We start from the raw sequence: 24,643 nt of genomic DNA, 5'->3' as shown, positions 1-24,643 counted from the left end.
GCCCGTCGTCGCCATGACGCACCGCAACCCGGTGCGAAGGTCATGGAACGGGCCCGCAGTCGCCTACCCGGCGTCTGCGGGCCTTTCGCGGCGTTCCTGGACTAGAGTTCCGAGTGACTGCGAAGGTGGCACGATCATGACGAAGGGGCGCTCGCGTTGGGGCAGGAGGCGCAGGGCCGTTCGGGACGTGCTTCGCTGAATTCCGAAGACCCGGCCCAGATCGGCTCCTACCGGCTGCTGGGACGGCTCGGCTCCGGCGGCATGGGCACGGTGTATCTCGGCGAGTCCACCGAGGGGGCCAAGGTCGCCGTGAAGGCGATCAGGCGTGACTTCGCCGCCGACCCCGTCTACCGGGCACGCTTCCACGAGGAGGTGTCCAACGCCAGGCGGGTGGCGTCCTTCTGCACGGCCCGCGTGCTGGACCACGGCGACGACAACGGGCTGCTGTACCTGGTCACCGAGTACATCGACGGCGTCTCCCTCGAGGACCATCTCGTCGAGCACGGCGCGCTGCCCGCCTCCGTGCTGCACTCGGCCGCCGTCGGGGTCGCGGCGGCGCTGACCGCCATCCACGCGGCCGGGCTGGTGCACCGCGACCTCAAGCCCGCCAATGTGATGCTGACGCTCGCCGGGCCGAGGGTGATCGACTTCGGTCTCGCCCGTTCGGCCCATCTGAACTCGCGGCACACCAATGCCGGCATGGTGATGGGCACACCGGGCTGGATCGCTCCCGAGCAGGTCTTCGAGGGGCGGACGAGCCCGGCGGCCGACGTGTTCGCCTGGGGGTCGCTGGTGGCCTACGCCGGGCTCGGCGGGCATCCCTTCGGCGAGGGCGACGCCTATGTCATGGCCGCGCGAGCGCGCACCGCGCCGCCCGACCTGCGCGGGCTGCCCGCTCCGCTCGACCGGCTGGTGGCCGCGGCCATCCATCCCGATCCCGACCGGCGTCCTCCGGCCAAGCAGCTGCTGCTCGAACTGGTCGGCGCGGCCGACGAGCCCGGCGCCCAGCTGGCCGCCACCCGGCATCTGACCGCGGTGTGGAACCCGGCCGACGTGCCGCCGCTGGCCGGTCCGGCCCAGGCGCCTCCGTGGCCGCAGCAGCCGCCGCCCGCCCGGCCCTTTCCCGCGCCCGCGCCGCCCCGGCAGGCGGGCGGCCGGACCAGGCAGCCCGCGCCTCCCGTGCCCGGCCCAGGCCCGGCGGCGCCCGGCCGTGCCCAGCCCGCGCCCGCGCAAGGACCGCACGGCGGCCACCAGCAGCCGCCCCCGCCCGCACAGCCCCCACCCGTGCAGTCCCCACCCGTGCCGGGCCCGTCCCCGCGTCCCGCCAGGGGCCCGGTCGTGCCGCCGCCCTCCGGCAGGCCGATGCCGCCGCCGCCCGCCGCCGAGCGCACCGGCGGTGTGCCGATGCCGCCCCGTACCCCGGTCGCGGGCAGCAGGCACCCGCGCGACCCGTACGTCGACACGACCGGCGGCGGGCGCCTGCCCGGCTACCCGGTCGCGCCCCCGCCCAGGCGCGGGCTGTCGGGCTGCCTGCTGGCGCTGGTGATCGGCGTGCTGTTCGTGGTGCTCGTCCTGGCCGCGATCGTGTGGGCGACCAGGCCGCCGGACGTCGGCGACGAGGGCCGCGCCCAGGACGGCAGGCTGAGCTTCACCGTGACCAGCCACAAGTGCGCCAAGCCGAGCTCCCCCGTGCGCACGTGCCGCGTGTCGGTCAAGGTGAGCAATGTCGGCGTCGAGGGCCGCGTGCTCTACCCGGGCCAGCAGAAGATCTTCGAGGCCGACGCCGAAGCGGGACACGGCGCGATCAAGCTGCTCGACAAGGCGGGCAAGGAGATCGACCCGATCAGGCTCGGCCCCGGCGAGTCCTTCACCGGCGTCCTGCTGTTCGAACTGCCCAAGGACCTGAACCCGGACGAGGTCGAACTGCACGACTCGGCCCTCAGCAGAGGCGTGCGCATCCCGCTGGCCTGAGGCGCTACGGGCGGCCCGGCCGTACCACCGCGACCGGGCAGTGCGCGTGATGCAGCACCCCGTGCCCCACCGACCCCAGCACGGCCGAGGCGTAGCCGCCCAGCCCGCGCGGCCCGACCACGACCAGCCGCGCCGACCGCGAGGCCTCGACGAGCGCCGAGACCGGATGGTCGCACACGGCCGAGTCGCGCATCCTGACCTCGGGGTACTTCTCGCGCCACACCTGCGCCCGCTGCCTGGCCGCCGCGGCCTCCTCACCCGTCGCGTAGGGCACCAGCCCGGCGTAGGGGCCGTAGACGGGAGGCCGCCAGACGTAGAGCAGGTGCAGCCGGGCGCGTGCGGCCCTGGCCTGGCGCAGGGCGTGGTCCATGGCCGCGTCGGCGTCGGGGGAGGCGTCGTAGCCCACCACGATCTCGCCGTGCTCGGCCTGCCAGGCGCCTCGCACGACGACCACCGTGCCGCTCGCGTGGCCGGTCACCCCGAGGCCGACCGAGCCGAGCACCAGGCCGGTGAACCCGCCGAGGCCCCTGCTGCCTACCACCAGGCTGTCGGCTCCCGCCGCGGCGCCCAGCAGCGTCTCGACCACGTTGCCCCTGGCGGTCGTCGTGGTGACCCGCACACCCGGCGCGCTCTCCCGCACGTGCGCGGCCACGGCCGCCACCAGGCACCGGCAGCACCCGTCGCCGTCGGCGGCGTGCTCGGCCCGCTCGCACACGTGCACGATGCGCAGCGCCAGTCCCCGGCGTAAGGCGTCGGCGGCCGCCCACCGCGCGGCCTCGTTCGACGGCTCGGAGCCGTCGACTCCGACGACGATCGGTGCGGTCATCACGGGCTCCTTCACGGCGGGCCTGACCTTACCTCTATCTCATCGCGAAAGCGGGGCGATGGCATCGGTCTGAGGTTCCCATCCGCATGGGAGCACGCTCCTCCTCCCCGAGGAGGAGCGCCGGGCGGCTATCTCTTGACCAGCGGGCCCGAGCCGGTGGAGCCGCGTACGACGAGTTCGGGCTGGAAGATGAGCTCCACGTGCTTGGCCGGGGCTCCGTTGACCTCTTCGAGCAGCGTCTGCACGGCGGCGCCCGCCATCGCGCCGATCGGCTTGCGCACGGTGGTGAGCGGCGGGTCGGTGAAGGCGATGAGCGGGGAGTCGTCGAAGCCCACGACCGACACCTCGCCGGGCACCGAAAGGCCGCGCTCACGGCAGGCCCTGATCGCGCCGAGCGCCATGAGGTCGCTGGCGCACACGATGCCGGTGCAGCCACGCGCCAGCAGCTGGGCGGCGGCGGCCTGCCCGCCCTCCACGGAGAACAGCGAGTGGGCGACCATGCCCTCGGTGTCGAGCGGCCCCATCGCCTGGTGGTAGCCCTCGATCTTGCGGATGACCGGCACGAACCTGCCCGGCCCCGTCGCCAGCCCGATGCGCTCGTGCCCGAGCTCGACCAGGTGCTGCACGGCCAGCCGTGAGGCCAGGCGGTCGTCGGAGGAGATGAACGGCGCGGCGATCTGCTCGTTGTAGCCGTCGACCAGCACGATCGGCAGGCCGCGCGCGGTCAGCTTCGTGTAGCGGTCCATCCTGGCCGTGGTGTCGGCATGCAGGCCCGAGACGAACACGATGCCGCTGACGCCCCTGTCGACGAGAAGCTCGGTGAACTCGTCTTCGGGCGCGCCGCCCGGCAGCTGCGTGCACAGGACGGGTGTGTAGCCCTGCCTGCTCAGCGCCTTCTCCACGGCCTGGGCGAACGCGGGGAAGATCGGGTTGTCCAGCTCGGGCGTGACCAGGCCGACCAGGCCGTTGCTGCGCCTGCGCAGGCGTTGCGGGCGTTCGTAGCCCATGAGGTCGAGCGCGGCCAGCACGGACTGGCGGGTGGCGGCCGAGACGCCCGGTTTGCCGTTGAGCACGCGGCTGACCGTGGCCTCGCTCACCCCTGCCTGTGCCGCGATGTCGGCGAGCCGGGCATGACCGTTCATGGGGTGTACTTTACGCGCCCTTGGCATGCCACCAGGCGGTGCTGTCGGGGGCGAGGGTGATCACGCCGTCCGCCTCGTGCACGCCGTCCGGGTCGCTGGCCAGCAGCAGCTCGCCCGGTGCGGGCAGAGCGACCGGCTCGGCGGTGGTGTTGGTCGTGCACACGAAGCCGTCGCGGCCGAAGACCAGGGTGCCGCCGGGCGAGTCGTGCCAGGTCAGGTCGCCGGTCAGGTCGCGGCGCAGGCGCAGGGCGGCCCGGTAGAGGCTCAGCATCGAGTCCGGGTCGGTCAGCTCGGCCTCGACGCTCAGCCCCGCCCAGTCGCGTGGCATCGGCAGCCAGGTGTCGTCGCCGGTGCTGAAGCCGTAGGAGGGCGCCTGGCGGGTCCACGGGATCGGCACGCGGCAGCCGTCGCGGCCGCTGTCCGGGTCGCGCAGCCGCTGCGGGTCGCGCTGCACCTCGGGCGGCAGGTCGAGCACCTCGGGCAGGCCGAGCTCCTCGCCCTGGTAGACGTAGGCCGAGCCCGGCAGTGCGAACGTCAGCAGCGCGGCGGCGCGGGCGCGGGCGGCGGAGCCGTACCTGGTGAGGTGGCGTTTGACGTCGTGGTTGGACAGGACCCAGGTGGAGGGCGCGCCCACCGATCCGGCCGTGGCCAGCGAGTCGGTGATCACCGTACGCAGGGCCGTGGCGTCCCAGGGCGTGCCGAGGTAGTGGAAGTTGAACGCCTGGTGCAGCTCGTCCGGCCTGACGTATCTGGCCAGACGGGCCGGGGTCGGCGCCCAGGCCTCGGCCACGCCGATGCGCATGCCCGGGTAGGAGTCGAGCACGGCACGCCAGCCCCGGTGGATGTCGTGCACGCCGTCGAGGTCGAAGTACGGGACGACGTCGCTGCCGATCATGCGGATCTGGTCGGCGTGCCCGATGTCGGGCAGGCCCTCCGGCTTGACCATGCCGTGCGCCACGTCGATGCGGAAGCCGTCGACGCCGAGGTCGAGCCAGAAGCGCAGGACGGCGTCGAACTCGGCGCGTACCTCGGGGTGTTCCCAGTTCAGGTCGGGCTGCTCGGGCGCGAACAGATGCAGGTACCACTGCCCGTCGGGCATCCTGGTCCAGGCCGGGCCGCCGAAGATGGACTCCCAGTCGTTGGGCGGCGCCTCGCCCTTGCCCTCGCGGAAGATGTAGCGGTCGCGCAGCCCGTTCTTGAACCATTCGTGCTGGTCGGAGGTGTGGTTGGGCACGATGTCGACGATCAGCCTGATGCCGTGCTCGTGCGCGGCCTCGATGAGCTCCTTGGCGTCGCGCAGGGTGCCGAACAGCGGGTCGACGTCGCGGTAGTCGGCCACGTCGTAGCCGAAGTCGGCCATCGGCGAGGTGAAGAACGGCGTCAGCCAGATCGCGTCCACCCCGAGCTCCCGCAGGTACGGCAGGCGGCTGCGCACGCCGGGCAGGTCGCCGACGCCGTCGCCGTCGGAGTCGGCGAAGCTGCGGACGTACACCTGGTAGATCACCGCGTCACGCCACCACTCGGCTGCCGTCGCCGCGTTCTCCTGCGTCACTGCTTGCTCCCCCGATGTCACGACAAATCGGCCAAAAGCCGCTAATAAGCCCAGGTCGGGCGCGTGGAGCCTACCAGCGGTCGCCGCCGGGGTGAAAGTTGTTGCCGCAAGATTGCGCAAGTTGTTACGCGCTCCCGATCGACAGGCAACGGCTGACCGAAAGTCATGCCAGAAAACACGACAGATCTAGATTTTCCCTGTCAAGTCTGGACAGCTTCGGCTAAGCCGCGATGTACTACCTCATCAATCAGCCCCCGTCCCAGGTGCCATCTACAGCCCGCCTAGCAGGCAGGATTCACCCCGAGGCCGGGGAAACTGAAAAGAACCTTTCCAGCATGTTGGGCGGAGCAGACCATGAGCACGGTCGTCCTGGACAGAGTGACCAAGGTGTACCCGGGAAACCACCTCGCGGTCGACCGGTTGAACCTACGCGCCGATGACGGCGAGTTCCTCGTCCTGCTCGGCCCCTCGGGCTGCGGCAAGTCCACCCTCCTGCGCATGATCGCCGGGCTGGAGGAGGTCACCGACGGCGATCTCTGGCTCGACGGCCAGCTCGCCAACGACCTGCCGCCCCGCGACCGCGACGTCGCCATGGTCTTCCAGAACGGCGCCCTCTACCCGCATCGCACGGTCAGGGGCAACATCGGCTTCCCCCTGGAGATCGCCAAGGCCGATCCGAACCTGGTCCGCGACCGCGTCACCGAGCTGTCCAAGGCCCTGCACATCAGCGAGACCCTCGACCGCAAGCCGGGCACCCTGTCGGGCGGTCAGCGTCAGCGGGTGGCCATGGGCCGTGCCATAGTGCGTCAGCCCAAGCTGTTCCTGATGGACGAGCCGCTGTCCAACCTCGACGCGGGCATGCGCACCGAACTCCGCATGGAGATCTCGGCGCTGGTCCGCTCGCTCGGCGTCACCACCATCTACGTGACGCACGACCAGGTCGAGGCGCTGACACTGGCCGACAGGATCGCCATCATGAACCGGGGCGTCCTGCAGGACGTCGGCACGCCCGGCCAGATCTACAACGACCCGGCGACCGCGTTCGTGGCCGCGTTCCTCAACTCCCAGCAGCTCAACCTGCTGGCCGCCACCGTGCGAACACCCCAGAACCAGTACATCCTGCTGGACTTCGGGCCGCACCAGGTGACGATCCCGTGGAGCGACCCGCGCGCCTACGTCGTCTCGCAGCACACCGGCGGGCAGATCATCGTCGGCATCAGGCCCGACGGGCTCAGCCCCGTGCCCGAGAGCTACGAGGGGCCGTTCTTCTACGGCCGGGTCAGGGCGCTGGAGTACCACGGCCACGAGTGGCTCGCCTATGTCGAGGCCGGCATCCCCGCCGTCGCCGTGCCCGAGCCGCCGGACCCCCGCCTGAACGCCAACGGCCACGAGAGCACCTCACGCGGCCTGAAAGGCATGGTCAGACGCCTGTTCAGCGGCGGCGAGCAGGAGCACCACGCCCCCGAGCCCGAGGTCAACGGCCGCGACAGCGGCATCCACCGCAGATCCGACCTGATCGTCAGGCTCGGCTCCCGCCCGGTGTGGCGAGCGGGCGACTCGGTCAAGGTGGGCGTCGACGTCTCACGGATCATGATGTTCACCATGGACGGAGCCAGGGTCGACCCGCCCAGACGCTGACCTCTGCCGATCGGCAGAGGCCTCGGGGGTCTTCGCAAGTTTGGAACGTGCCATAATGGGCAACCGAGGCGGCTAAGGCGTCCCGGCGGTCAACGCCCCCACCACCTCGACCAGCCGCACGGCCCGGTCCAGCTCGGCCCGGTGGAAGCCGGGCCCCTCGGTCCTGGCCACGACCAGGTGCACCCCGCCCCCCGGCAACGGCACCACCATGACCCCCTCCCGTACGGCGGGCCGCACCGGCGCCGGGTCGCGGGGCAGCGCCTCGGGGTCGCGAGGGGCGCGCACACTGCGTTCGAGCACGCCCTCCGGACTTCTGGCCAGCGCCCACTCCGCACCGAACAGGGCGGGCACGGCGTCCACCACGGTGGCCAGCGCCCGGCCCGGCTCGGCGGCCACCTGGAGCAGCAGGTCGTAGTCCGGGGCGGAGCCCGGCACCTCCCTGGTCGGCCAGACGCCCTCCACCTTGAGTCCGGGCACGGCCGACAGCCGCTCGCGTACCTCGTCGGGGGTGGCGGCGCCGGGCCAGGACACGGTGAAGTCGTCGGTCGCCCTGCCTCCCTCCCGCTGCAGCACCGTCACCTGCAGGATGTCCGCCCCGAGCGCGCCCAGCGCCCGTGCCACCCGGCCCAGACCGCCCGGCCGGTCAGGGAGCGAGACTCGCAGTCGCAACACCATCACCCATCACCTCTTCCCGCTCCTCACAGTGCCTCAGGGAGATTTCGAGGATGTTCCCGGCATATGTCCAGCATGGGCGGGCGGGTGTCGGGGCTTGGCCATGGCGGGTGATAATCATGACAATCAGGTATCAATGGCACATCTAGCGGGAAACACCCCAGCGTTACTTGTTCCATTCACGACGTGACGGGGGCCGATCATGGGTCTGCTCGACTGGTTGAAGAAGGACGAGGCCGAGGAGAAGGAGGAGGCGGCGGCCAAGGCCAGGGAAACGGCCGAGGAGAAGGCGAAGGCCGCCGCGAAGGCCAAGGCCGAATCCGATACGAAGAGCGCGGAAGCCGCCAAGGCCCAGGCCGAAGCCACCACCAAGGCCAACGAGGCCGCCGCCGCCCTGGCCGCCAAGAACGCCACCACCACCCCGACCGTCCCCGCCCAGGCCGCCCCCGCCCAGGCCACACCTCCCGCGCCCCCAGCATCACCCACGTCATCCGCGTCACCTGCACCCCCCGCATCACCTGCATCACCTGCATCACCTGCATCACCAGTGAGCCAGACATCTGCGACATCTCAGGCGTCACAAGCGCCTCAGACACCCCAGCAGCCGCCCAAGCCCGCCCCGCCCAAGCCCGCTCCCCCGAAGCCGGGCCCGCCGCCCCAGAAGCCCGCCTCACCGGCCCAGACGGGCGGCGCACCGCCGTTCCCCGGCCGCATCCTCAAGCAGGGCGTCTCCGGCGAGGATGTCCGCACCTGGCAGACCAAGATGTCCAAGCGCGGCTGGCGCCTGGACGCCGACGGCATCTACGGCCCGCGCAGCACCCACGTGTGCCGCGCCTTCCAGGAGGAGAAGGGCCTGTCCCCCGACGGCATGGTCGGCCCCAAGACCTGGAAGGCCACCTGGGAAGCCAAGATCACCTGACAGCCGGGCCGGAGAGGAAGGCGTACCCCTGCCGTCGCACAGCCGCGACGGCGGGGGATGCGCCGAGAGCCAGGCGATGCACTGCCCCACAACCTGCGCGAAACAGGACCCTGCCCCGCAACCTGCGGGACAGCTGTGAGCGTCGGGCTCGGAGAAGCGCAAACCACACGCGCACGACCGTCGGGCTCGGAGAAGGGCAAACCACACGCGCACGACTCCGCAGGCGACGACCTGCGAGCACAGCGGGCTCGCCTTCAAGCCTCGCCGGGCGCCGAAGGCCGCGCGCTCCGAACAGGCACCCTCAAGAACCCGCGTGGCCTCCAGGCAGAGCGAGCCCCCTCCCTCCGCCTGGCGCTCGTCCTCCACTCCTACTGCTGATACGCCCCCGCGTCCGGCGAAGCCGCCACCGACTTGCCCGACTGGTCCTTGGCCAGGCCGGCGCCGCCGTACCAGATGGGGCCGAGTGACACCCCGCGCCCCAGCGCGGGTGAGCCGGGGCGCAGGCGCAGGTTGGTGCGGGAGACGAACTTGGGGTCGGCGACGACGGACTTGGGGCCGAGTTTGAACTTCAGCGAGCGGCCGTGGTAGACGCCGCCCGCCTCGTCGGCTCCGGCGCCGTCCTCGTAGCCCATCTGGCCGCCTACCTTGATCACGTTGTTGCGCAGTTTGAGGATCGCGGGTGAGCAGCCGTCGTGGCAGGACCAGCCGATGGTCTTGGCCGACGGCAGGTACACCGAGTTGTGCACCGCGACCGTCCCCTTGACCGGCCCGACGATGTGCCCGGCCCCACGCGTGACCAGGAACGAGCCGCGCGGCAGGGACGAGGTGACGACATTGTGCGAGAAGAGGTTGCCCGTGGCCGTGCTGCCCTTGGCGGCGCCGAGTTCGGCGAACGTCTCGTTGTTGTGCGAGACGTTGTGCGTGACGCGGTTGCGGTCGCCGTTGAACACCTCGACGGCCGCGCCGTCGGTGACGTAGTCGTGGCTGCGCGCGTAGCTGCCGGAGATGGTGTTGCGCGTGACGAGGTTGTCGTCGCCGTTGAGCAGCACGCCGAACGCGCCGGAGTCGTCGTCGCCGCCCGAGGTGTTGACGCTCATCCGGTTGTTGCCGGACATGACGCTGTGGCGGATCGTGTTGCGCGCGCCGGTCGGTGTGATCCAGACGCCGGTGACATTGCCCGATGCGTGTACGTCGCTCAGCTCGTTGGAGTCGCCCGACACCTCGAACCCGGCCCACATGCATCCGGCCGCGGCCACTCCGGCGACCCGGACGTGCGAGCCGGAGACGACGACGCAGTTGGCGTCCTTGCCGCCGATGCGGGGCCTGGCCCCCTGGCCGTAGGCCTCGACGACGATCGGCTTGGCCGCCGTGCCGCTGGCCGAGACGATGAGCGAGCCGCTCCAGCGGGAGCCGCGCTTGAGCCTGAGGGTGTCGCCGGGCTTGAGGTCGGCGACGTTGGCCGCCTCCAGCGAGCGCCAGGCCGCCTTCGCGCCGGTGCCGCTCGCGCCGTCGTCGCCGCCTTTGGAGTCGACGTAATAGATCGTTCCAGCGCCCGTCCCCGAATCGGCCGTGACAGCGGGACCGAGAACGAGCACAGCGGACAGCAGCAACCTCATGGGACACCACATCTACAAGGGGGGTGGAAGGGGCGAAAGGTCACCGTAGCGTGATCACGCTTCCCAGGCGAGAGCCCAAAGCGCATGCTCAGCCACCCTTCAGGATCTAGAGTACGAAGTCGGCGTACGCCTGTTCGTCAAACGCGGCCAGGCCTATGAAGGGGAGAAAGATATCCCTACTCGGTGCAGAGATTCCTACCTCTGGGGGATAGATCTCTACCCGACTCCTCCTACATAGGGGAACCGTCACCGATCCACACTCTCCGGACCTTCGGGACTTCTCACACTCGCGTTACACAGAATGACGTTCGACTTACCAACCCCCAAACCCTGCCAACCTGGAGCAGGCCCCCGGCGTCGTATCGGATGCGACGACGTCCCCCACCTGGAGCCTCATGCGACCTTCGCCGCCCTGTCCAGCCTCGGACTCCCTGCACACCCGGCAGGCCTACGTTCTGGGCACCACCTATCCCGCCTGGCGCATCCTCAGGGCAGGCGGCATGTGGTGGGCGATCAAGAACAGCGAACCCACACCCGCCCAGAAGGCCGCGGGCGTGCATGCGATGATCGGCCGTCCGGACGCGGCCGGGCTCACGCGGGCCCTTGAGCAGATGGCCGAGATCCTGCACACCACCCGCCGCTGGTAGGCGATCGGGCGTTTCGGCCTGTCCGGATCTGCCACTCTCCCGCCTCGGCCGCCCGGAAGGCGCCGAGGCGGTGATCTGCCCAGACGCCGGGCCGCCGGGCGGGGTCTTACGGCATCGGCTCTTTCAAGCTCTTGCTGCAATCTTGCAACCCGCGCCGAACTACGGAGGGTGAGCACGCCGTACGGTCATAGGGTCGGTCGACGGTGATTCTCACCTGGTGATACGAACAATCGTCGAGATAATGACCTAGTTTTTCCGGTTTCACGGCATTCCACCTAGGTCACGGTCTGTAGCGTCAGGGCGTGTCGCGCATTCGGGTGAGATCCCTCCGCGGACGGGTCACGCTCATCGCGACGGCCGTGGCCGCATTCGTGCTGCTCCCTGCCGGGGTCGGCGGCGTAGCCGTGACCAGGTCCGTGGTGGAGAACACCATATGGAAGGACACCCGCGACGCCGCGGCCGTGACGTCGGCCAAGATACGCGACGGCAGCCAGAAGAACGGCGTCATCGAGGTCACCGACCCCTCGGTCGACCTCATCCAGGTCGTCACCCCCATGCACGGCGTCATCGCGGCCAGCCCGGCCGCCCAGGGCCGGGGGCCGCTGTCGGACGTCTGGCCGGGCCCCGACGACCGGATCACCAGCAGTACCACCTGCTCGCAGCAGGAATGCCTGCACCTGACCGCGATCAGGGTGACGACCGAGGCGTTCTCCCCCGTCGTCTACGCCGCGCGCCCCACGCCCACCGTGCTGGCCACCCGCCTGCTGGAACTCGCCTGCGCAACGCTGGTCGTGCTGCTCATCGCACTCGTCGGCTGGGCGACCTGGCTGGTGACCGGCAAGGCGCTGCGCCCGGTCGGCGCCATGCGGGCCGAGCTCGACGACATCAACTCCACCGACCTCGGCCGCAGGGTCACCGAACCGCCGGGCGAGGACGAGGTCGCCCAGCTCGCCCGCTCGGTCAACGCCACGCTCGCCCGCCTCGAACGCTCGGCCGACCAGCAGCGGCAGTTCGCCTCCGACGCCTCGCACGAGCTGCGCACCCCCATCGCGGGGCTGCGCGCCCAGCTGGAGAGCGCCCAGCTCTACCCGGAGGACACCGACGTCGACGCGCTCGTCACCAGCTCCCTGCGCGACACCGAACGCCTGGAGGCCATCGTGAGCGACCTGCTGCTGCTGGCCAGGATCGGCTCGCGCGTCGACATGGCCAAGGAGCGGCTCGACCTCGACGTCCTGGTACGCCAGGAGCTCGACGCCAGGAAGGGCAGGGACAAGGTCCCGGTCGTGACCGACATCGCCGAGGGCGTCGCGGTCATCGGCGTGCGCGTGCAGCTTCACCGGCTGCTCACCAACCTGCTCGACAACGCCCAGCGCCACGCCGAGAGCGAGGTACGCGTCACCGTGCGCAGGGAGGGCGGGCTCGCCGTGCTCGTCGTGGCCAACGACGGGGCGCCGATCGCGATGGCGGACCGCGAGCGCATCTTCGAGCGTTTCACCCGGCTCGACGCGGCACGCAGCAGGGACGCGGGCGGCACCGGTCTCGGCCTGGCCATCGCCAGGGGCGTCGCGGTCGCGCACAACGGCGTGATCAATGTGACCGACGGACCCGGCGGCGAGGTCAGGTTCGTGCTCAAGATCCCGGCCGCGTGAGCCGCCGGGCACGGGCGCGAGCCGTACCGGGCACGGAAAGTTAACAGGAGCGACTTGGGGAGTTCAGCAAGGGTCTCCCGGATGGGTCGATCGGCCTGGCTAGGTTCGCTGGCACCTTGATGTAGTCCTGAGGAGTCACGTTGCGAGTCCTGGCCGTAGTCCCTGCCCGTGGAGGTTCGGCGGGCGTACCCCTGAAGAACCTGGCGCAGGTCGGCGGCGTTCCGCTGGTCGTGCGCGCGGTGCGCGCCGGTCTGCGCGCCGAGCTGGTGGACCAGGTGGTCGTCAGCACCGACCACGCGGGGATCGCCGAGGCGGCCCGCGAGGCCGGAGCGCTGGTCGTCGAGCGACCGGCCGAGCTGAGCGGCGCCACCGCCTCCAGCGAGTCGGCCGTGCTGCACGCCCTCGACCTGCTCGGCCCCGAGGCCGCCCCCGAGGTCGTCGTGCTGATCCAGTGCACGAGCGCGTTCATCGACCCCGCCGACGTCTCGGCCGCGGTCGCCAAGGTGCTCGACGGCGAGGCCGACGTGGTCTTCTCCGCGGTGCCCACGCACGAGTTCCTGTGGACGCCCGCGGGCGCGGGCGTCAACCACGACCCCGCTGTACGGCAGATGCGCCAGGAGCGCGAGCCGCAGTACCGCGAGACCGGCGCCTTCTACGCCATCCGCACCTCCGGCCTGCGCGAGCACGGCCACCGCTTCTTCGGCGAGGTCGCCGTCCAGCCGGTGCCCGCGGGCCACGCGCTGGAGATCGACGCCCCCGAGGACCTGGAGATCGTCCGCGCGCTCGCGCCGTTCGTCGACCAGCCCGAGCCGATCGACGTCGACGCCGTCATCACCGACTTCGACGGCGTGCACACCGACGACCGCGCCTATGTCGACCAGGACGGGCGCGAGATGGTCGCGGTCAGCCGGTCCGACGGCATGGGCATCTCGCTGCTGCGCCGCTCCGGCGTCAAGCTGCTGGTGATGTCGACCGAGCGCAACCCGGTCGTCTCGGCCCGGGCGCGCAAGCTCGGCGTGCCGGTGCTGCAGGGCCTGGCCGACAAGGCCACCGTGCTGCGCGACTGGCTGCAGATCGAGGGCCTGGACCCGGCCCGCGTCGCCTACGTGGGCAACGACGTCAACGACCTGGGGCCGATGGGCCTGGTCGGCTGGCCGATCGCGGTGCCCGACGCGCACCCGAGGGTCAGGGCCGCCGCCAGGGTCGTGCTGAGCCGGGCGGGCGGCGCCGGAGCCGTGCGCGAGCTGTGTGACCGGGTGGTGGCCGCCAGGCCCGAGCCGCTTCCGGCGCCCACGCTGGACACCGCGCCGACGCTGCGGTTCGGGGCGCCGCCGGTGACGATCGGCGAGCACCTGGTCGGCGAGGGCGAGCCGGTCTACGTGATCGCCGAGATCGGCATCAACCACAACGGCGACCTCGACATCGCCCGCAGGCTCATCGACGTGGCCGCCGAGGCGGGCTGCCAGGCGGTGAAGTTCCAGAAGCGCACGCCGGAGATCTGCGTGCCGCTCGAACAGCGCTCGCAGATCCGGCAGACGCCGTGGGGCGAGATGACCTACCTGGAGTACAAGGAGCGCACCGAGTTCGGCCGCGACGAGTACACCCAGATCGCCAAGTACTGCGACGAGCGCGACCTGGCCTGGTTCGCCTCGCCGTGGGACGTGCCGTCGGTCGAGTTCCTCGAGGACATGAACGTCGTGACGCACAAGGTGGCCTCCGCCAGCGTCGCCGACCACGAACTGCTGCGCGCGCTCGCCGCCACCGGCAAGCCGATCATCCTGTCGACCGGCATGTCGACGCTGCAGGAGATCGACAGGGCGGTCGAGATCATCGGCACCTCCAAGCTGGTGCTCATGCACGCCACCTCGACCTACCCGCTGCCTCCCGAGGAGGCCAACCTGCGCACGATCACCACCCTCAAGGAGAGGTACGGCGTGCCGGTCGGCTACTCGGGCCACGAGCGCGGCCTGCAGATCTCGCTGGCCGCCGTCACGCTGGGCGCGGTGACCGTCGAGCGGCACATCACGCTCGACCGTACGATGTGGGGCTCCGACCACGCGGCCTCGCTCGAACCCTCCGGGCTTGAGCACCTCGTCCGTGACATCCGCATCATCGAGCAGGCCCTGGGCGACGGCGTCAAGCGCGTCTTCCCCGGTGAGGAGGCCCCCAAGGCCCGGCTACGGCGCATCACGGTCTAGGCGCCGGTGATCACTCTCTCCGTCGTCGTGCCGGTCAGGGACGGCGAGCGCTTCATCGCCGACGCGCTCGCCGCCCTGGTCCGCAACGCCCGGCCAGGCTTCGAGTTCATCGTCGTCGACGACGGCTCCGTCGACTCCACCGGGCAGATCGTCGAGGACTTCCGCGACGACCTGCCCGCCCTGACCGTGCTGCGCAACGCCAAGCCCGTCGGCCTCGCCGATGCCCGCAACCTGGGGCTCTCGCTGGCCTCCGGGCGCTATGTCACGTTCATGGACGGCGACGACTGGCTGGCGCCCGGCTATCTCGCCCGGCTGGTCGAGGCCATCGACGGGCTCGGCTGCGACTTCGTCCGCGTGGACCACGTCCAGGTCGAAGGCCGCAAGCGGGTGCTGCACCGGGCGCCGTGCACCGAGCGCGACCGGGTGCTCAAACCGCGCGACGGCATCCTGCCCGCCGAGGTCAAGACCATGGTCGACTACCCCTACGCCTGGGCCGGGATCTACCGGCGCTCGCTCGGCGACCTGCTGACCTTCCCCGGGCATCTGCACACCGCCGAGGACCGGCCGTGGATCTGGCGGCTGCACCGGCAGGCCGCCTCGTTCGCGGTGGTGTCGCTGGCCGGGCTGTTCTACCGGCGTCTGGTGTCCGGTTCGCTGACCCAGGTCGGCGACGAGCGGCAGCTGCACTTCTTCGACGCCTTCGAGCTGGTGCTGAAGGACCTGGAGCCGCAGTACATGGGCAAGGCCGTACGCAACTTCTGCGCGCTGCTGGCCCATCACCTGGAGCTGGGCGACAGGTTCACCGCCGAGTTGCGTGCCCGGTTCGAGCGGCGGGGGCGGGAGCTGGTCAGGTCGCTGCCGGGCGATCTGGTCGCCGACGCGGTCTCGCGCATGTCGCTCGAACGCGAGCAGGCGCTGCGCGCCCTCGTGCCGGAACTGGCCGCCTCACCGAGTCGCCGACGAGCCCAGGAGGACTTCTGATGCAGGTGTTCTACGCCTCCACCCTGTTCGGGGCGATGTCGCTGGCCGCCGGGATCGACGCGGGCGTGTTCGGGCCCAGGCCGTCGCGGCGCGTGCTGCTGGTGTCGAACAATGCGGCGATCCCCGAGGTGGCGCTCCCGCTCGACCGGACGCCCGGCTTCGCCGCCCTGCGCTCGCGCTTCGACGACCTGGTGTCGTGGAACGACCTCATCGCGCCCCTGCACCCCTCCGACTGGAAGGCCAGGGTCATCGAGGTGCCGCTGATGGAGCGGCTGCTGCGCGCCCACCTGGGCCTGGACTCGGTCGACGAGCTGATCCTGGAGTCGATCGCGGTGCCTCCGGCCAGGACGATCGCCGGACTCGTGCGCGACTGCCCGATCACCGTCTACTCCGACGGCCTGATGAGCTACGGCCCCACCCGCGACCCGCTGCCCGCCGAGATCTTCCGCCGGATCACCCGCCTGCTCCACCTCGACCTGGTGCCCGGCCTGCGCCCCCTGCTGCTGAGCGAGTACGGCGTGCCGGGCGAGATCCTGCCGGGCGAGGCCTTCCTCGACGTGGTCGGCCAGGTGGCCGAGACCGCGCCCGAGCAGCCGCAGGGCGAGGCGATGATCCTCGGGCAGTACCTCTCCTCGCTGGACATCCTCACCCTGGAGGAGGAGGCCGCCCTGCACGCCTCGATGCTGAGCGGGCTGGTGGCGGCCGGCTTCTCCAGCGTCGTGTTCAAGCCGCACCCGGCGGCGGGCAGGCGGCACGCCCAGCTCATGCGCCAGGCGGCCGAGGAGCTCGGCGTGCGGCTCGGCGTCGTGGGCGAGAGCGTGCCCGCCGAGGTGTGTTTCGCCGCACTGCGGCCGGGCCTGGTCGTGGGCTGCTTCTCCACCGGGCTGATCACCGCCGGGCGCTACTTCGGGCTGCCCGTCGCCAGTCTGGGCGCGCCGGCGGTGCTGGAGCGGCTGACGCCGTACGAGAACAGCAACCGGGTGCCGGTCACGATCGTGGACGCCACCGTGCCCACCCTGTCGGCCGACGGCGTGATCACACCCGCCCCGCAGGTACGGCTGGGCGAGCTGGTCGACGCCGTCGGGTACTGCATGCAGAGCGAGGCCTATCCCGAGCTGCGGGCCACGGCCGAGTCGTATGTCGGCGAGCACGGCCCCGGGCGCCACTTCAAGCGCCAGCGGCTCGGCGCGCTGGACCTGCTGCCGCCGTCGGAGCAGCCCAGCACGCTCTCGCGCCTGCGCAGGCGCATCGCCCGCGCCCTGCCCTGACGGGCGGCTAGCCCAGCGCCTTGAGGTACTTTCCCACCCGGCGCTTGGCCCGGTAGCCCACGCGCAGCATCCTGGGCGGCACCTCCACCCTGAGCCTGGCCCTGCGCCTGGCCGCGGCGTGCTCGGGGCCGTCCAGCAGGGATCTGGCGCCGTGCCTGGGGCCGATCAGCAGGGCGGTCAGCAGCGAGACCCAGTCGTCGCGGCCGGCCTCGTGGAAGTAGTTCTCGGCGCACCAGCGCGGGTCAGGCGTGCGGAAGGCGCCTTCGGACAGTGCGGTCATCGAGCCGAGCACGCCGCTGCCCTCGAACACCAGGTTGATCATCTCGGCGCTGACGCCGAAGTCGTCGAGCACCAGCAGCGGCACCCGCTGCGCGATCGCCTCCAGCGCGGCGGTCGAGCTGACGGTGACGAACCCGGCCGCCTGCGACAGGTGCACGTGCATCGGCCCGGCGGCGAAACGCACCCGGCCCGGCTCGCCGAGCTCGCGCCACAGCTTCTGGTAGTGGTGGCGTTCGTTGTGCGTCTGGCGTTCGTCCTCAAGGGCCCTGAGCTTGACCACGACGTCGAGGTCGGGCCTGGCCTCGGCGAGCGCGGCGAGCGCCAGCAGGATCTGCTCGCGCTCCTCGCGCCGCCTTGGCACCTTGGCCTGGGTGGCGAACACCACGCGCTCGCGGGTGGGCGCCTGCGGCGAATCGGGGCGGAGGAACGGAAGCCGCGCCAGGCCGACCGCTCCCCCGCCGCCGAGCTCCTGGCCGATCCCGGCGAACTCCGAGACCTCCCTGCCGCTGTGCACGACGAACAGGTCGCACCCACTGCGATACAGCCACGCCTTCTCGGTCGCGGGCACCGAGATGCCGGGCAGTCCCGAGACGAACACCGGGCGCGGCCGCAGGTCGGCGAGCACCTCGGCCACCAGCACGTCCACGACCGGTCCCGTGCACGCCACGATGATCACATCAGGCCGCAACCGCTCGGCCGTACGGCGCAGCGCCCTGGCCGACAGGACGGGCACCAGGCCGGCGCGGGCGCCGCTGACGGCGGCGGCGATCTGCTCGGGCGAGGGCGCGATGGGGGTGCGCACGACCGCGAGCTCCGTCACCGCCGTCGCGGGCAGATCGGCGAGCAGGCTGGCCGCCCACTTCAGGTAGGAGTCGGAATCGGCCACTGCCAGGACCTTCAACTGGTCACTCCCGAGAACATCTGCAGGTGGGATCGGAGGGAGGGGGCCGCCCGGCTGGTCCACCAGTCGTCGGGCACGGCCACCGGTTCGACCGTGACGCCGCGCGGGCCGAGGAGCACGCGCAACGAGCTGATCGCGGTCGAAGGCAGGCTGAGCACACGCTGGCCGGCGTCGAGGCCGCGCAGCGTCAGCTCGGCGGGCACGCCCGCTTCGTGCATCGTCACGCCGGGCCGCTCGCGGATCAGCGCGAGGTCGACGGGGTCCTCGCGGCGGTGCGGGAAGTAGGCGAGCGGCTCGTCGTCGGCCAGGGCGCTCAGCCAGGTCAGATAGCGCTCGCGGTGCACGAGGCCGTTCCTGACCAGCGAGGTGCCCAGCACGACCGTGCGCTCGGCCGGTCCCGGTGTGCGCATCGGCTGGGCGCGCAGCCAGCCGAAGTCGTGGCCCGCCAGATCGACGCCCATCTCGCGTACGGCGGCGGCCAGCTTCTCCGGCACGGGCAGTGCGGTGAACACCGTCAGCCTGCCCCGGCGCGCGGCCAGCCGCAGCCGCAGGCCCGCGGCGGCGCCCAGCGCCCTGCGCAGCCTGCCGGGTGTGGCCCGCGCCCTGGTCAGCGGGGTGAGGCCGCCCTCGACCAGCAGTTCGAGCAGCCTGACCGTGGCCAGGCCGTCGTCGACGAGCACACTGCGCGCGGGCAGCCCGGTCAGCCAGCCGACCTGGACCTTGCCGGAGAAGGCGTCGCCGACGGCCCACACGCGGCCCCTGCGCGGTCTCGGCATCTCGGCGATCGGCCTGCCGATCTCCAGGCCGTCGGGCAGGCCGAGTGCGGCGAGCTCACGGCGGGTCGCCGTCAGGGCGCGCAGCCCGGCTCTCGGCACGACGACCGTGCGGCCACCGAGCAGCCCTGCGCGGTGCGCCTCGACGGCGCACAACATCTGCAGTGGCGATTCCACCCAGGCCACGGCCGACCGCTGCTTGTCCCCCGCGTGGCTGCGGCCCTCGTTCTCCACGCCGGGCGATGACCCGTTCACGACGCGACCACGCTAGCCGCGCCCGCTTTCCCGCAGGGCGAACGGCGGTTCCGGCCAGGCGAACGCCTGATGAACAATCGGCGTCTGACATCGTGGAGGTATGAACTCTCTGCTGCTCAACACCGACGGCGTTCAGATTCCGCAGCTCGGTTTCGGCGTCTGGCAGGTGCCGGACGACGAGGCGTACACAGCTGTGAGCAGGGCCTTCGAGGCGGGCTACCGTCACATCGACACGGCCAAGCTCTACCACAACGAGGAGGGCGTCGGCCGGGCCGTCGCCGCTTCGGGGCTGGCGCGTGAGGAGCTGTTCATCACCACGAAGCTCTGGAACGACGAGCACGACAAGGCCGAGGCCGCCTTCGAGGCCAGTCTCGGCAGGCTCGGCCTGGACTATGTCGACCTCTACCTGATCCACTGGCCGACGCCGGGCCAGGACCTGTACGTCGAGGCGTGGCAGGCGCTGGAGCGGATCTACCGCTCGGGGCGGGCCAAGGCGATCGGCGTCTCGAACTTCACCGTGGACAATCTGCGGCGGCTGATCGACGAGTGCGACATCACGCCCTCGATCAACCAGATCGAGCTGCACCCCGACTTCGCCCAGACCGAGCTGCGCGCCTTCCACGAGGCCAACGGCATCCTGACCGAGGCCTGGAGCCCCCTGGGCCAGGGCAAGGGGCTGCTGGATCACCCGGCGCTGGCCCAGCTCGGCGCCAAGCACGGCCGCAGCCCGGCCCAGGTCGTGCTGCGCTGGCACATCCAGATCGGCAATGTGGTGATCCCGAAGTCGGTCACGCCCTCGCGGATCAAGGAGAACTTCGACGTGTTCGACTTCGTCCTCGATCCCGAGGACATGGCGGCGATGGGCGCGCTGAACACCGGCGGCCGCATCGGTCCCGACCCCGCCGTTTTCGGCGCCTGAACAGGGCGGCGATGTGCGGAGGGCCGCATCCTGGGTACGGTGCGGCCCTGACGACGTGGCCGCAGGGCCGAGTGGGAGCCGGGGAGAGTGAAGCCGAGGTGAGTGCGACGATCTGCCTGCCCCCCGCCGGGGCGCGGGTATGGGGTCCCGCCACACGCATTGATCACTACCCTGGTGTGGTCCATGGTGCGATGGGCGGCGCTGGCCGCAGCAGGGATGGTGACGTGGTGCCGGTCGACGCGGATACGCAGATCACGGATCTGACCCTTGACGATCACGCGTGCCTGACGTTCGGCGAGCCCGAGGAGTTCCTCGACCTCACCGCCGCCTACGTGCGCGACGGGCTGCACGGCGGGCTCAGGGTGGTCTGGCTGTGCGAGCAGCCGCAGTCGGCGCTGGCCGAGCTCAAGCGGCGCGGCATCGCCGTACAGGCGGCGACGGCCGAGGGGCGGATGGAAGTCTCCGCCTACGGCGACAATCTGCTCACCGAGCAGGCGTTCGTGGTCGAGCGGGCGATGGGCTGGCTGCGTTCGCAGATGGAGCACACCGAGCGTGCGGGCTATTCGGGGCTGCGGGTCGCCCTCGACATGGGCTGGGCGCTCAAGCCGGTCAGCGGGATCGAGCAGCTGCCCGCGTTCGAGGAGGAGATCGCGCAGGCGCTGGGCGGGCGCAGCATCTCGGTGCTCTGCCAGTACGATCGCGACAGGTTCGACCCGGTCACGCTGGCTTCCGTATCCGCCTTTCACACGCATTCGGTCGCCGCTGCCACTTACCATGACGATCCGCTGTTGCGTATCTGCCGTCAGTACGCTCCGCCGGGGATCCGGCTGGCCGGGCAGATGGACCGCGCGGCGGGCGACGCGCTGGCCCTCGCGCTGGCCGAGGCCATCCGAGGGGAGGGCGACATCACCGTCAACATGGCCGAGCTCGCGTTCATCGACCTGCCGTGCACGCGGATGATCATCGACGCGGCCAGGAGCGTCGCCCCCGCCCGCACGGTCGTCCTGCGGTGCGGGCCGGTGCTGGCGGCGAGGTTCGTCATGCTGGGCGCCGCCGACATTCCCGGGATCAGTCTGGTGAGCGTTCATGACCGGTGACACGCCCGTGAGCACCCCGCCGCCGGACACAGGCGCCGTCGTCATGCTGGAGCAGGCCTTCGACGACGACTCCCTCTACTCGCTGCGGGCCGCGCTGGAGGCGCACGCCATCGAGGCCGGGCTGCACGAGGGCAGGGCCAGCGACCTCGTCGTCACCCTGCACGAGCTCGCGACCAACGCGATCCTGCACGGCGCGGGCGGCGGCCGGGTGCGGATGGAGCAGGACGACGGCGCCCTGCGCTGCACGGTCTGCGACGCGGGCACGGGCGAGGCCGCGGGCAACGGCGAGCCGCCGTGGCCCTACCAGCACGGCCACGGCCTGTGGATCGCGCGCTTCCTGTCCGACTCGCTCACCGTCGAGACCGGCCCCGACGGCACCAAGGCCACGGTGGTCTTCGTCCTGCCCGGCGACGAGGGCGGGCACACGGCCTCCGAGCTCACCCGGCACGAGACGGACGACGGCCGGGTGCTGGTGGAGCTGAAGGGCCCGCTGGACGAGCAGGCGGCCCCCGGGATCGTGACGCTCGTGCAGGACCTGCTCGCAGGCGACGCCGGTGTCAGGCTCGTCCTCGACCTGAGCGCGCTGCGGCGGTGGGACGGCGTCGGCATCACGGCCCTCATCAGCGCGCAGAAGCGGATCAACGCCTCCGACGGCGCCCTTCTCGTGCTCGTCGGCCTGTCGCAGGACTTCAGGCAGCGCCTCGACGGGCTCAGCCTGACGCCTTTCACCTTCCACGACACGGTCGCCGAGGCGCTGGCGTCCGACGCCTGACCTGCGGCGACGGCGTCACGGCCGGCCGAGCGTCAGGGCGACGACGGCGAGGGTGACGAGTGAGAGCAGGCTGGTCACGAGGATGGCGTCCCTCGGCAGGTCGCCCCTGTGCCCGAACTCCACCGTGTACACGAACGTGTTCTGCGCCGTCGGCAACGCCGCGAACAGCGTGGCCGCGAACAGCTCGTGCGGCCCGAGTCCGAGCGCGTAACGCCCGACCAGGAAGGCGAGCACCGGCTGGGCCACCAGCTTGAGCCCCACGACGAGTCCGAGCCTCGGCAACGGCGTGCGCGTGCCCTCCCCGCGCCCGTCCAGCGACATCCCGAGCGCGAACAGCGCCAGCGGCACCGCCGCGCCGCCCAGCACCTCGAGCGGCCCGGCCAGCACGGCGGGCAGCCGCAGCCCGGTCAGCGACACCGCCAGGCCGAGCACCGAGGCGAGCAGGATCGGCGTGCGCAACGGCGCCAGCGGCGATCCGCCGGAGTTCAGCCCCAGGACGATCATCGGCGCCAGGACCAGCACCTGGAAGAGGATGACCGAGACCACGAACGTCGCATCGTGCAGCACGTAGAGGGCGACGGGAATGCCGAGATTACCGGCGTTGACATACCCCGACACCATCCCGGCGATCACTCGCCCCGGGAGCCGATCACGGACGAGAAGGGCCGCCACCAGCCCCACCACCAGCGTGCTCACCGCGAACGCGACCAGCGGCATCGGCCTGATCTGCCCCACCGAGGTACGGCTCAGCATGACGAACAGTACGGCGGGCATCGCGAACGTGAAGGCGAACCCCGACAACACCCGCTGCGCCTGCGCCTCCACCAGCCCGGTCCTGGCCGCCGCCCAGCCCAGCACACTGATCGCCCAGATCGGGACGAAGGCCGAGATGATTGCCCCCACCGCCCACACCCTACGAGGCCCCGTGCCAGGCACGGCCCGTGAGCCTCGCTCAGGAGGTGTACCTGCGCTCGCCCTCGCACTGCGGCGCGCGACCGGCGCTCGCCACGTGAGCCTCGCTCAGGAGGTGTACCTGCCCGAGTCGAACATCCACTCCAGATGCGCGCGGGGAGCCGACACGTAGGCGCACGCCAGTTTGCTGGCCTGTCTGGACTGGCGGCGGTCGAGCCCGAGCCGGTCGAACTCCCCGCTCATCGACCGGAACGCCGCCTCCAGGTCCTCCAGCCGGGAGCCGGTGTGCTCGACGACCAGCTCGGCCGCGGCCCGCAGGCCGAGCCCACCGGCGCGGGCGAGCACCACGACGTAGTTGTGCGTGTCGCGATGCCCGAGCTCCCGCTCCAGCGAGGCCACGTCGTTGGACCAGGACATCACGTCGTTGGCCGCGTCGACCAGCGCACCCCACCGGGGCGAGCCGACCAGCACACCGGGCAGGTCGACCCGGAACAGCGACTCGGCCAGCTCGAACAGGAACGAGCCGCCCGTCGCCCGGCGCAGGGCCGGATAGTCGTGCGCCCCGGAGACCAGCCCCCCGGCGCGCTGCAGGCAGGCCGTACGGCAGGCCAGGTGGTAGAGGCGCACGTGCTCGGCGAAACGGGTGCGCCAGTGCGCGCTCATCGCACCGGCGGTGTGCGCCCACAGCTCGGCGAAGGCGTGCTGCAGCGGGCCGGACACGCCGGGCGTGCGGCCCGCCATGGTGGCGTGCAGGCCGTCGAAGGCCGCGTCGAGCGGTTCGACGAGGTTGGGGCCCTCGTCCCACAGGTCGTCGAAGAGGAAGAACCACGCCAGCCATCGGCCGAACGCCAGCGCCCTGTCCTCGTCGACCTCGGCGCACACGCGGGCGATGAGGGCGTCGATCCTGGCCTGACGCATGCGGTCGAGGGCGAGCGGGTCGGCGAGCAGGCCCGCGTCCGCCGCCCAGTCGTCCAGGGCCGTCCCGAGCACGGCCGCCGCCGGGTGCACCCGGCAGGGCGCGCCCATGACCGCGTGCCGCTCGATGAGCGGCAGCAGCATGGACGCGCCCACGCCCGCGCTCGCACGCGGGCCGGGAGCCAGCTCAGAAACGGCCAAAGAACCAGTTGCCCGCCGCGTCGGGGTCGTCGCTGGTGTAGAAGTCGCGTGCGGCCTCGACCAGCTCCTGCACGGCCAGCCTGCCGCTCGCGTCGGTGTCGAGCTTGGCGAAGGCCACGTCCGCCTCCTGGTCGTCGGTGCCGAACGCCGACTGCGCCACCCCGAACTCGGCCCGGCCGATGAGCCCGTCGCCGTCGGCGTCGCACAGGGCGAGCACGGTGGCGATGGCGGGCCGGTAGACGGTGTCGAAGTCGGGTCCCTCGATGAAGGCCTCGACCATGCCGCTGTGGAACTCCGCGGCGGTGATCTGCCCGTCACTGTCCACGTCGAGGCCGGCGACCAGCCGCTGCCACACGGCGTCGAAGGTGTCGATCACCTCACGGCCGCGCGGACTGGTCGGCGCCTCGCCGAAGCCGACCAGGATGCGGGCGCCGAGCCCGAGCAGGTCGTCGCGTTCGACATGGCCGTTGCCGTTGACGTCGAGCTGCCGGAAGGACAGGTTGAGCTTGCGCTGACGCAGATCTGCGGACATCACTTCTC

General features: G+C 71.5%; 21 protein-coding genes. 11 read left to right on the top strand and 10 right to left on the bottom strand.

Features of this window, described 5'->3' with window-relative positions; translation table 11 throughout:
* Positions 1 to 156: 156 nt before the first annotated feature.
* Entirely contained in the window at positions 157 to 1,971 is a 1,815-nt protein-coding gene (locus tag ACTWNK_RS17920) for a serine/threonine-protein kinase (protein ID WP_474305135.1), read from the top strand.
* A gap of 4 nt (positions 1,972 to 1,975) precedes the next feature.
* Here the strand turns inward: ACTWNK_RS17920 and ACTWNK_RS17915 are convergent, their stop codons facing one another.
* The 3 genes from ACTWNK_RS17915 to ACTWNK_RS17905 all read right to left on the bottom strand — a co-directional run bounded on the left by ACTWNK_RS17915 (position 1,976) and on the right by ACTWNK_RS17905 (position 5,491).
* On the bottom strand, positions 1,976 to 2,797 hold the full coding sequence (locus ACTWNK_RS17915) for a universal stress protein (protein ID WP_474305134.1): 822 nt from the start codon (positions 2,795 to 2,797) through the stop codon (positions 1,976 to 1,978).
* Between the two features lie 128 nt (positions 2,798 to 2,925).
* A complete protein-coding gene (locus ACTWNK_RS17910) occupies positions 2,926 to 3,939 on the bottom strand; it encodes a LacI family DNA-binding transcriptional regulator (RefSeq protein ID WP_474305133.1) in 1,014 nt (337 codons plus the stop codon).
* Between the two features lie 10 nt (positions 3,940 to 3,949).
* On the bottom strand, positions 3,950 to 5,491 hold the full coding sequence (locus ACTWNK_RS17905) for a glycoside hydrolase family 13 protein (protein ID WP_474305132.1): 1,542 nt from the start codon (positions 5,489 to 5,491) through the stop codon (positions 3,950 to 3,952).
* Between the two features lie 354 nt (positions 5,492 to 5,845).
* Between ACTWNK_RS17905 and ACTWNK_RS17900 the strand changes: the two genes are divergently transcribed.
* A complete protein-coding gene (locus ACTWNK_RS17900) occupies positions 5,846 to 7,129 on the top strand; it encodes an ABC transporter ATP-binding protein (protein ID WP_474305131.1) in 1,284 nt (427 codons plus the stop codon).
* Between the two features lie 72 nt (positions 7,130 to 7,201).
* On the opposite strand, the gene ACTWNK_RS17895 is transcribed toward ACTWNK_RS17900, so the two are convergent.
* Positions 7,202 to 7,804: an ACT domain-containing protein gene (locus ACTWNK_RS17895; protein ID WP_474305130.1), complete on the bottom strand. Its 603-nt coding sequence runs from the start codon at positions 7,802 to 7,804 to the stop codon at positions 7,202 to 7,204.
* Between the two features lie 199 nt (positions 7,805 to 8,003).
* Here ACTWNK_RS17895 and ACTWNK_RS17890 point away from each other — a divergent pair, with 199 nt between their 5' ends.
* The gene (locus ACTWNK_RS17890) at positions 8,004 to 8,720 is read left to right on the top strand and encodes a peptidoglycan-binding domain-containing protein (protein WP_474305129.1); all 717 of its coding nucleotides are present in this window, start codon (positions 8,004 to 8,006) and stop codon (positions 8,718 to 8,720) included.
* Between the two features lie 368 nt (positions 8,721 to 9,088).
* Here ACTWNK_RS17890 and ACTWNK_RS17885 read toward each other — a convergent pair whose 3' ends face one another.
* The gene (locus ACTWNK_RS17885) at positions 9,089 to 10,336 is read right to left on the bottom strand and encodes a right-handed parallel beta-helix repeat-containing protein (protein WP_474305128.1); all 1,248 of its coding nucleotides are present in this window, start codon (positions 10,334 to 10,336) and stop codon (positions 9,089 to 9,091) included.
* Positions 10,337 to 10,731: 395 nt separating this feature from the next.
* Between ACTWNK_RS17885 and ACTWNK_RS17880 the strand changes: the two genes are divergently transcribed.
* The 5 genes from ACTWNK_RS17880 to ACTWNK_RS17860 all read left to right on the top strand — a co-directional run bounded on the left by ACTWNK_RS17880 (position 10,732) and on the right by ACTWNK_RS17860 (position 17,079).
* Positions 10,732 to 10,983 carry a hypothetical protein gene (locus tag ACTWNK_RS17880; protein ID WP_474305127.1) on the top strand — a complete coding sequence of 84 codons (252 nt, stop codon included), beginning with the start codon at positions 10,732 to 10,734 and terminating at the stop codon, positions 10,981 to 10,983.
* A gap of 302 nt (positions 10,984 to 11,285) precedes the next feature.
* Complete coding sequence (locus tag ACTWNK_RS17875; protein WP_474305126.1) at positions 11,286 to 12,632, top strand: sensor histidine kinase; 1,347 nt, start codon at positions 11,286 to 11,288, stop codon at positions 12,630 to 12,632.
* 140 nt (positions 12,633 to 12,772) lie between these two features.
* Positions 12,773 to 14,830 carry an N-acetylneuraminate synthase family protein gene (locus ACTWNK_RS17870; protein WP_474305125.1) on the top strand — a complete coding sequence of 686 codons (2,058 nt, stop codon included), beginning with the start codon at positions 12,773 to 12,775 and terminating at the stop codon, positions 14,828 to 14,830.
* Between the two features lie 6 nt (positions 14,831 to 14,836).
* The gene (locus ACTWNK_RS17865) at positions 14,837 to 15,811 is read left to right on the top strand and encodes a glycosyltransferase family 2 protein (protein ID WP_474305124.1); all 975 of its coding nucleotides are present in this window, start codon (positions 14,837 to 14,839) and stop codon (positions 15,809 to 15,811) included.
* Positions 15,811 to 17,079 (top strand): polysialyltransferase family glycosyltransferase, encoded by a 1,269-nt coding sequence (locus ACTWNK_RS17860; protein ID WP_474305123.1) that lies wholly within the window; start codon positions 15,811 to 15,813, stop codon positions 17,077 to 17,079. Before ACTWNK_RS17865 ends, ACTWNK_RS17860 begins: the two co-directional genes overlap by 1 nt.
* 7 nt (positions 17,080 to 17,086) lie before the next feature.
* On the opposite strand, the gene ACTWNK_RS17855 is transcribed toward ACTWNK_RS17860, so the two are convergent.
* Both ACTWNK_RS17855 and ACTWNK_RS17850 read right to left on the bottom strand, forming a co-directional pair.
* Entirely contained in the window at positions 17,087 to 18,259 is a 1,173-nt protein-coding gene (locus ACTWNK_RS17855) for a DUF6716 putative glycosyltransferase (RefSeq protein WP_474305122.1), read from the bottom strand.
* Positions 18,256 to 19,287, bottom strand: a complete 1,032-nt coding sequence (locus tag ACTWNK_RS17850; RefSeq protein WP_474305121.1) for a hypothetical protein — start codon at positions 19,285 to 19,287, stop codon at positions 18,256 to 18,258. Before ACTWNK_RS17850 ends, ACTWNK_RS17855 begins: the two co-directional genes overlap by 4 nt.
* Positions 19,288 to 19,387: 100 nt before the next feature.
* Between ACTWNK_RS17850 and ACTWNK_RS17845 the strand changes: the two genes are divergently transcribed.
* The 3 genes from ACTWNK_RS17845 (at position 19,388) to ACTWNK_RS17835 (ending at position 22,075) form a co-directional block, all read left to right on the top strand.
* A complete protein-coding gene (locus ACTWNK_RS17845; protein WP_474305120.1) occupies positions 19,388 to 20,206 on the top strand; it encodes an aldo/keto reductase in 819 nt (272 codons plus the stop codon).
* Positions 20,207 to 20,430: 224 nt separating this feature from the next.
* Positions 20,431 to 21,303: an MEDS domain-containing protein gene (locus ACTWNK_RS17840; RefSeq protein ID WP_474305119.1), complete on the top strand. Its 873-nt coding sequence runs from the start codon at positions 20,431 to 20,433 to the stop codon at positions 21,301 to 21,303.
* The gene (locus tag ACTWNK_RS17835) at positions 21,293 to 22,075 is read left to right on the top strand and encodes an ATP-binding protein (RefSeq protein ID WP_474305118.1); all 783 of its coding nucleotides are present in this window, start codon (positions 21,293 to 21,295) and stop codon (positions 22,073 to 22,075) included. Before ACTWNK_RS17840 ends, ACTWNK_RS17835 begins: the two co-directional genes overlap by 11 nt.
* Before the next feature lie 15 nt (positions 22,076 to 22,090).
* Here ACTWNK_RS17835 and ACTWNK_RS17830 read toward each other — a convergent pair whose 3' ends face one another.
* The 3 genes from ACTWNK_RS17830 to ACTWNK_RS17820 all read right to left on the bottom strand — a co-directional run bounded on the left by ACTWNK_RS17830 (position 22,091) and on the right by ACTWNK_RS17820 (position 24,635).
* Complete coding sequence (locus tag ACTWNK_RS17830; protein WP_474305117.1) at positions 22,091 to 22,978, bottom strand: AEC family transporter; 888 nt, start codon at positions 22,976 to 22,978, stop codon at positions 22,091 to 22,093.
* A 117-nt stretch (positions 22,979 to 23,095) separates the two neighbouring features.
* A complete protein-coding gene (locus ACTWNK_RS17825; protein ID WP_474305116.1) occupies positions 23,096 to 24,103 on the bottom strand; it encodes a terpene synthase family protein in 1,008 nt (335 codons plus the stop codon).
* Positions 24,090 to 24,635, bottom strand: coding sequence for an EF-hand domain-containing protein (locus tag ACTWNK_RS17820; RefSeq protein ID WP_474305115.1), 546 nt, complete (start codon positions 24,633 to 24,635; stop codon positions 24,090 to 24,092). The genes ACTWNK_RS17825 and ACTWNK_RS17820 overlap by 14 nt, the downstream gene beginning before the upstream one ends.
* Positions 24,636 to 24,643 lie beyond the last annotated feature (8 nt).

The organism is Nonomuraea sp. IBHARD001 (genome assembly GCF_056106265.1).
The sequence above is the reverse complement of the archived record's forward strand: the minus strand, read 5'-3'. Positions and strand labels throughout refer to the sequence as shown.

Excerpts from the sequence above, each read along its gene's own strand:
- ACTWNK_RS17915 (WP_474305134.1), bottom strand. The coding sequence starts at position 2,797 with ATGACCGCACCGATCGTCGTCGGAGTCGACGGCTCCGAGCCGTCGAAC.
- ACTWNK_RS17880 (WP_474305127.1), top strand. The coding sequence starts at position 10,732 with ATGCGACCTTCGCCGCCCTGTCCAGCCTCGGACTCCCTGCACACCCGG.
- ACTWNK_RS17835 (WP_474305118.1), top strand. The coding sequence starts at position 21,293 with ATGACCGGTGACACGCCCGTGAGCACCCCGCCGCCGGACACAGGCGCC.
- ACTWNK_RS17885 (WP_474305128.1), bottom strand. The coding sequence starts at position 10,336 with ATGAGGTTGCTGCTGTCCGCTGTGCTCGTTCTCGGTCCCGCTGTCACG.
- ACTWNK_RS17900 (WP_474305131.1), top strand. The coding sequence starts at position 5,846 with ATGAGCACGGTCGTCCTGGACAGAGTGACCAAGGTGTACCCGGGAAAC.
- ACTWNK_RS17820 (WP_474305115.1), bottom strand. The coding sequence starts at position 24,635 with ATGTCCGCAGATCTGCGTCAGCGCAAGCTCAACCTGTCCTTCCGGCAG.
- ACTWNK_RS17890 (WP_474305129.1), top strand. The coding sequence starts at position 8,004 with ATGGGTCTGCTCGACTGGTTGAAGAAGGACGAGGCCGAGGAGAAGGAG.
- ACTWNK_RS17860 (WP_474305123.1), top strand. The coding sequence starts at position 15,811 with ATGCAGGTGTTCTACGCCTCCACCCTGTTCGGGGCGATGTCGCTGGCC.
- ACTWNK_RS17895 (WP_474305130.1), bottom strand. The coding sequence starts at position 7,804 with ATGGTGTTGCGACTGCGAGTCTCGCTCCCTGACCGGCCGGGCGGTCTG.
- ACTWNK_RS17845 (WP_474305120.1), top strand. The coding sequence starts at position 19,388 with ATGAACTCTCTGCTGCTCAACACCGACGGCGTTCAGATTCCGCAGCTC.
- ACTWNK_RS17910 (WP_474305133.1), bottom strand. The coding sequence starts at position 3,939 with ATGAACGGTCATGCCCGGCTCGCCGACATCGCGGCACAGGCAGGGGTG.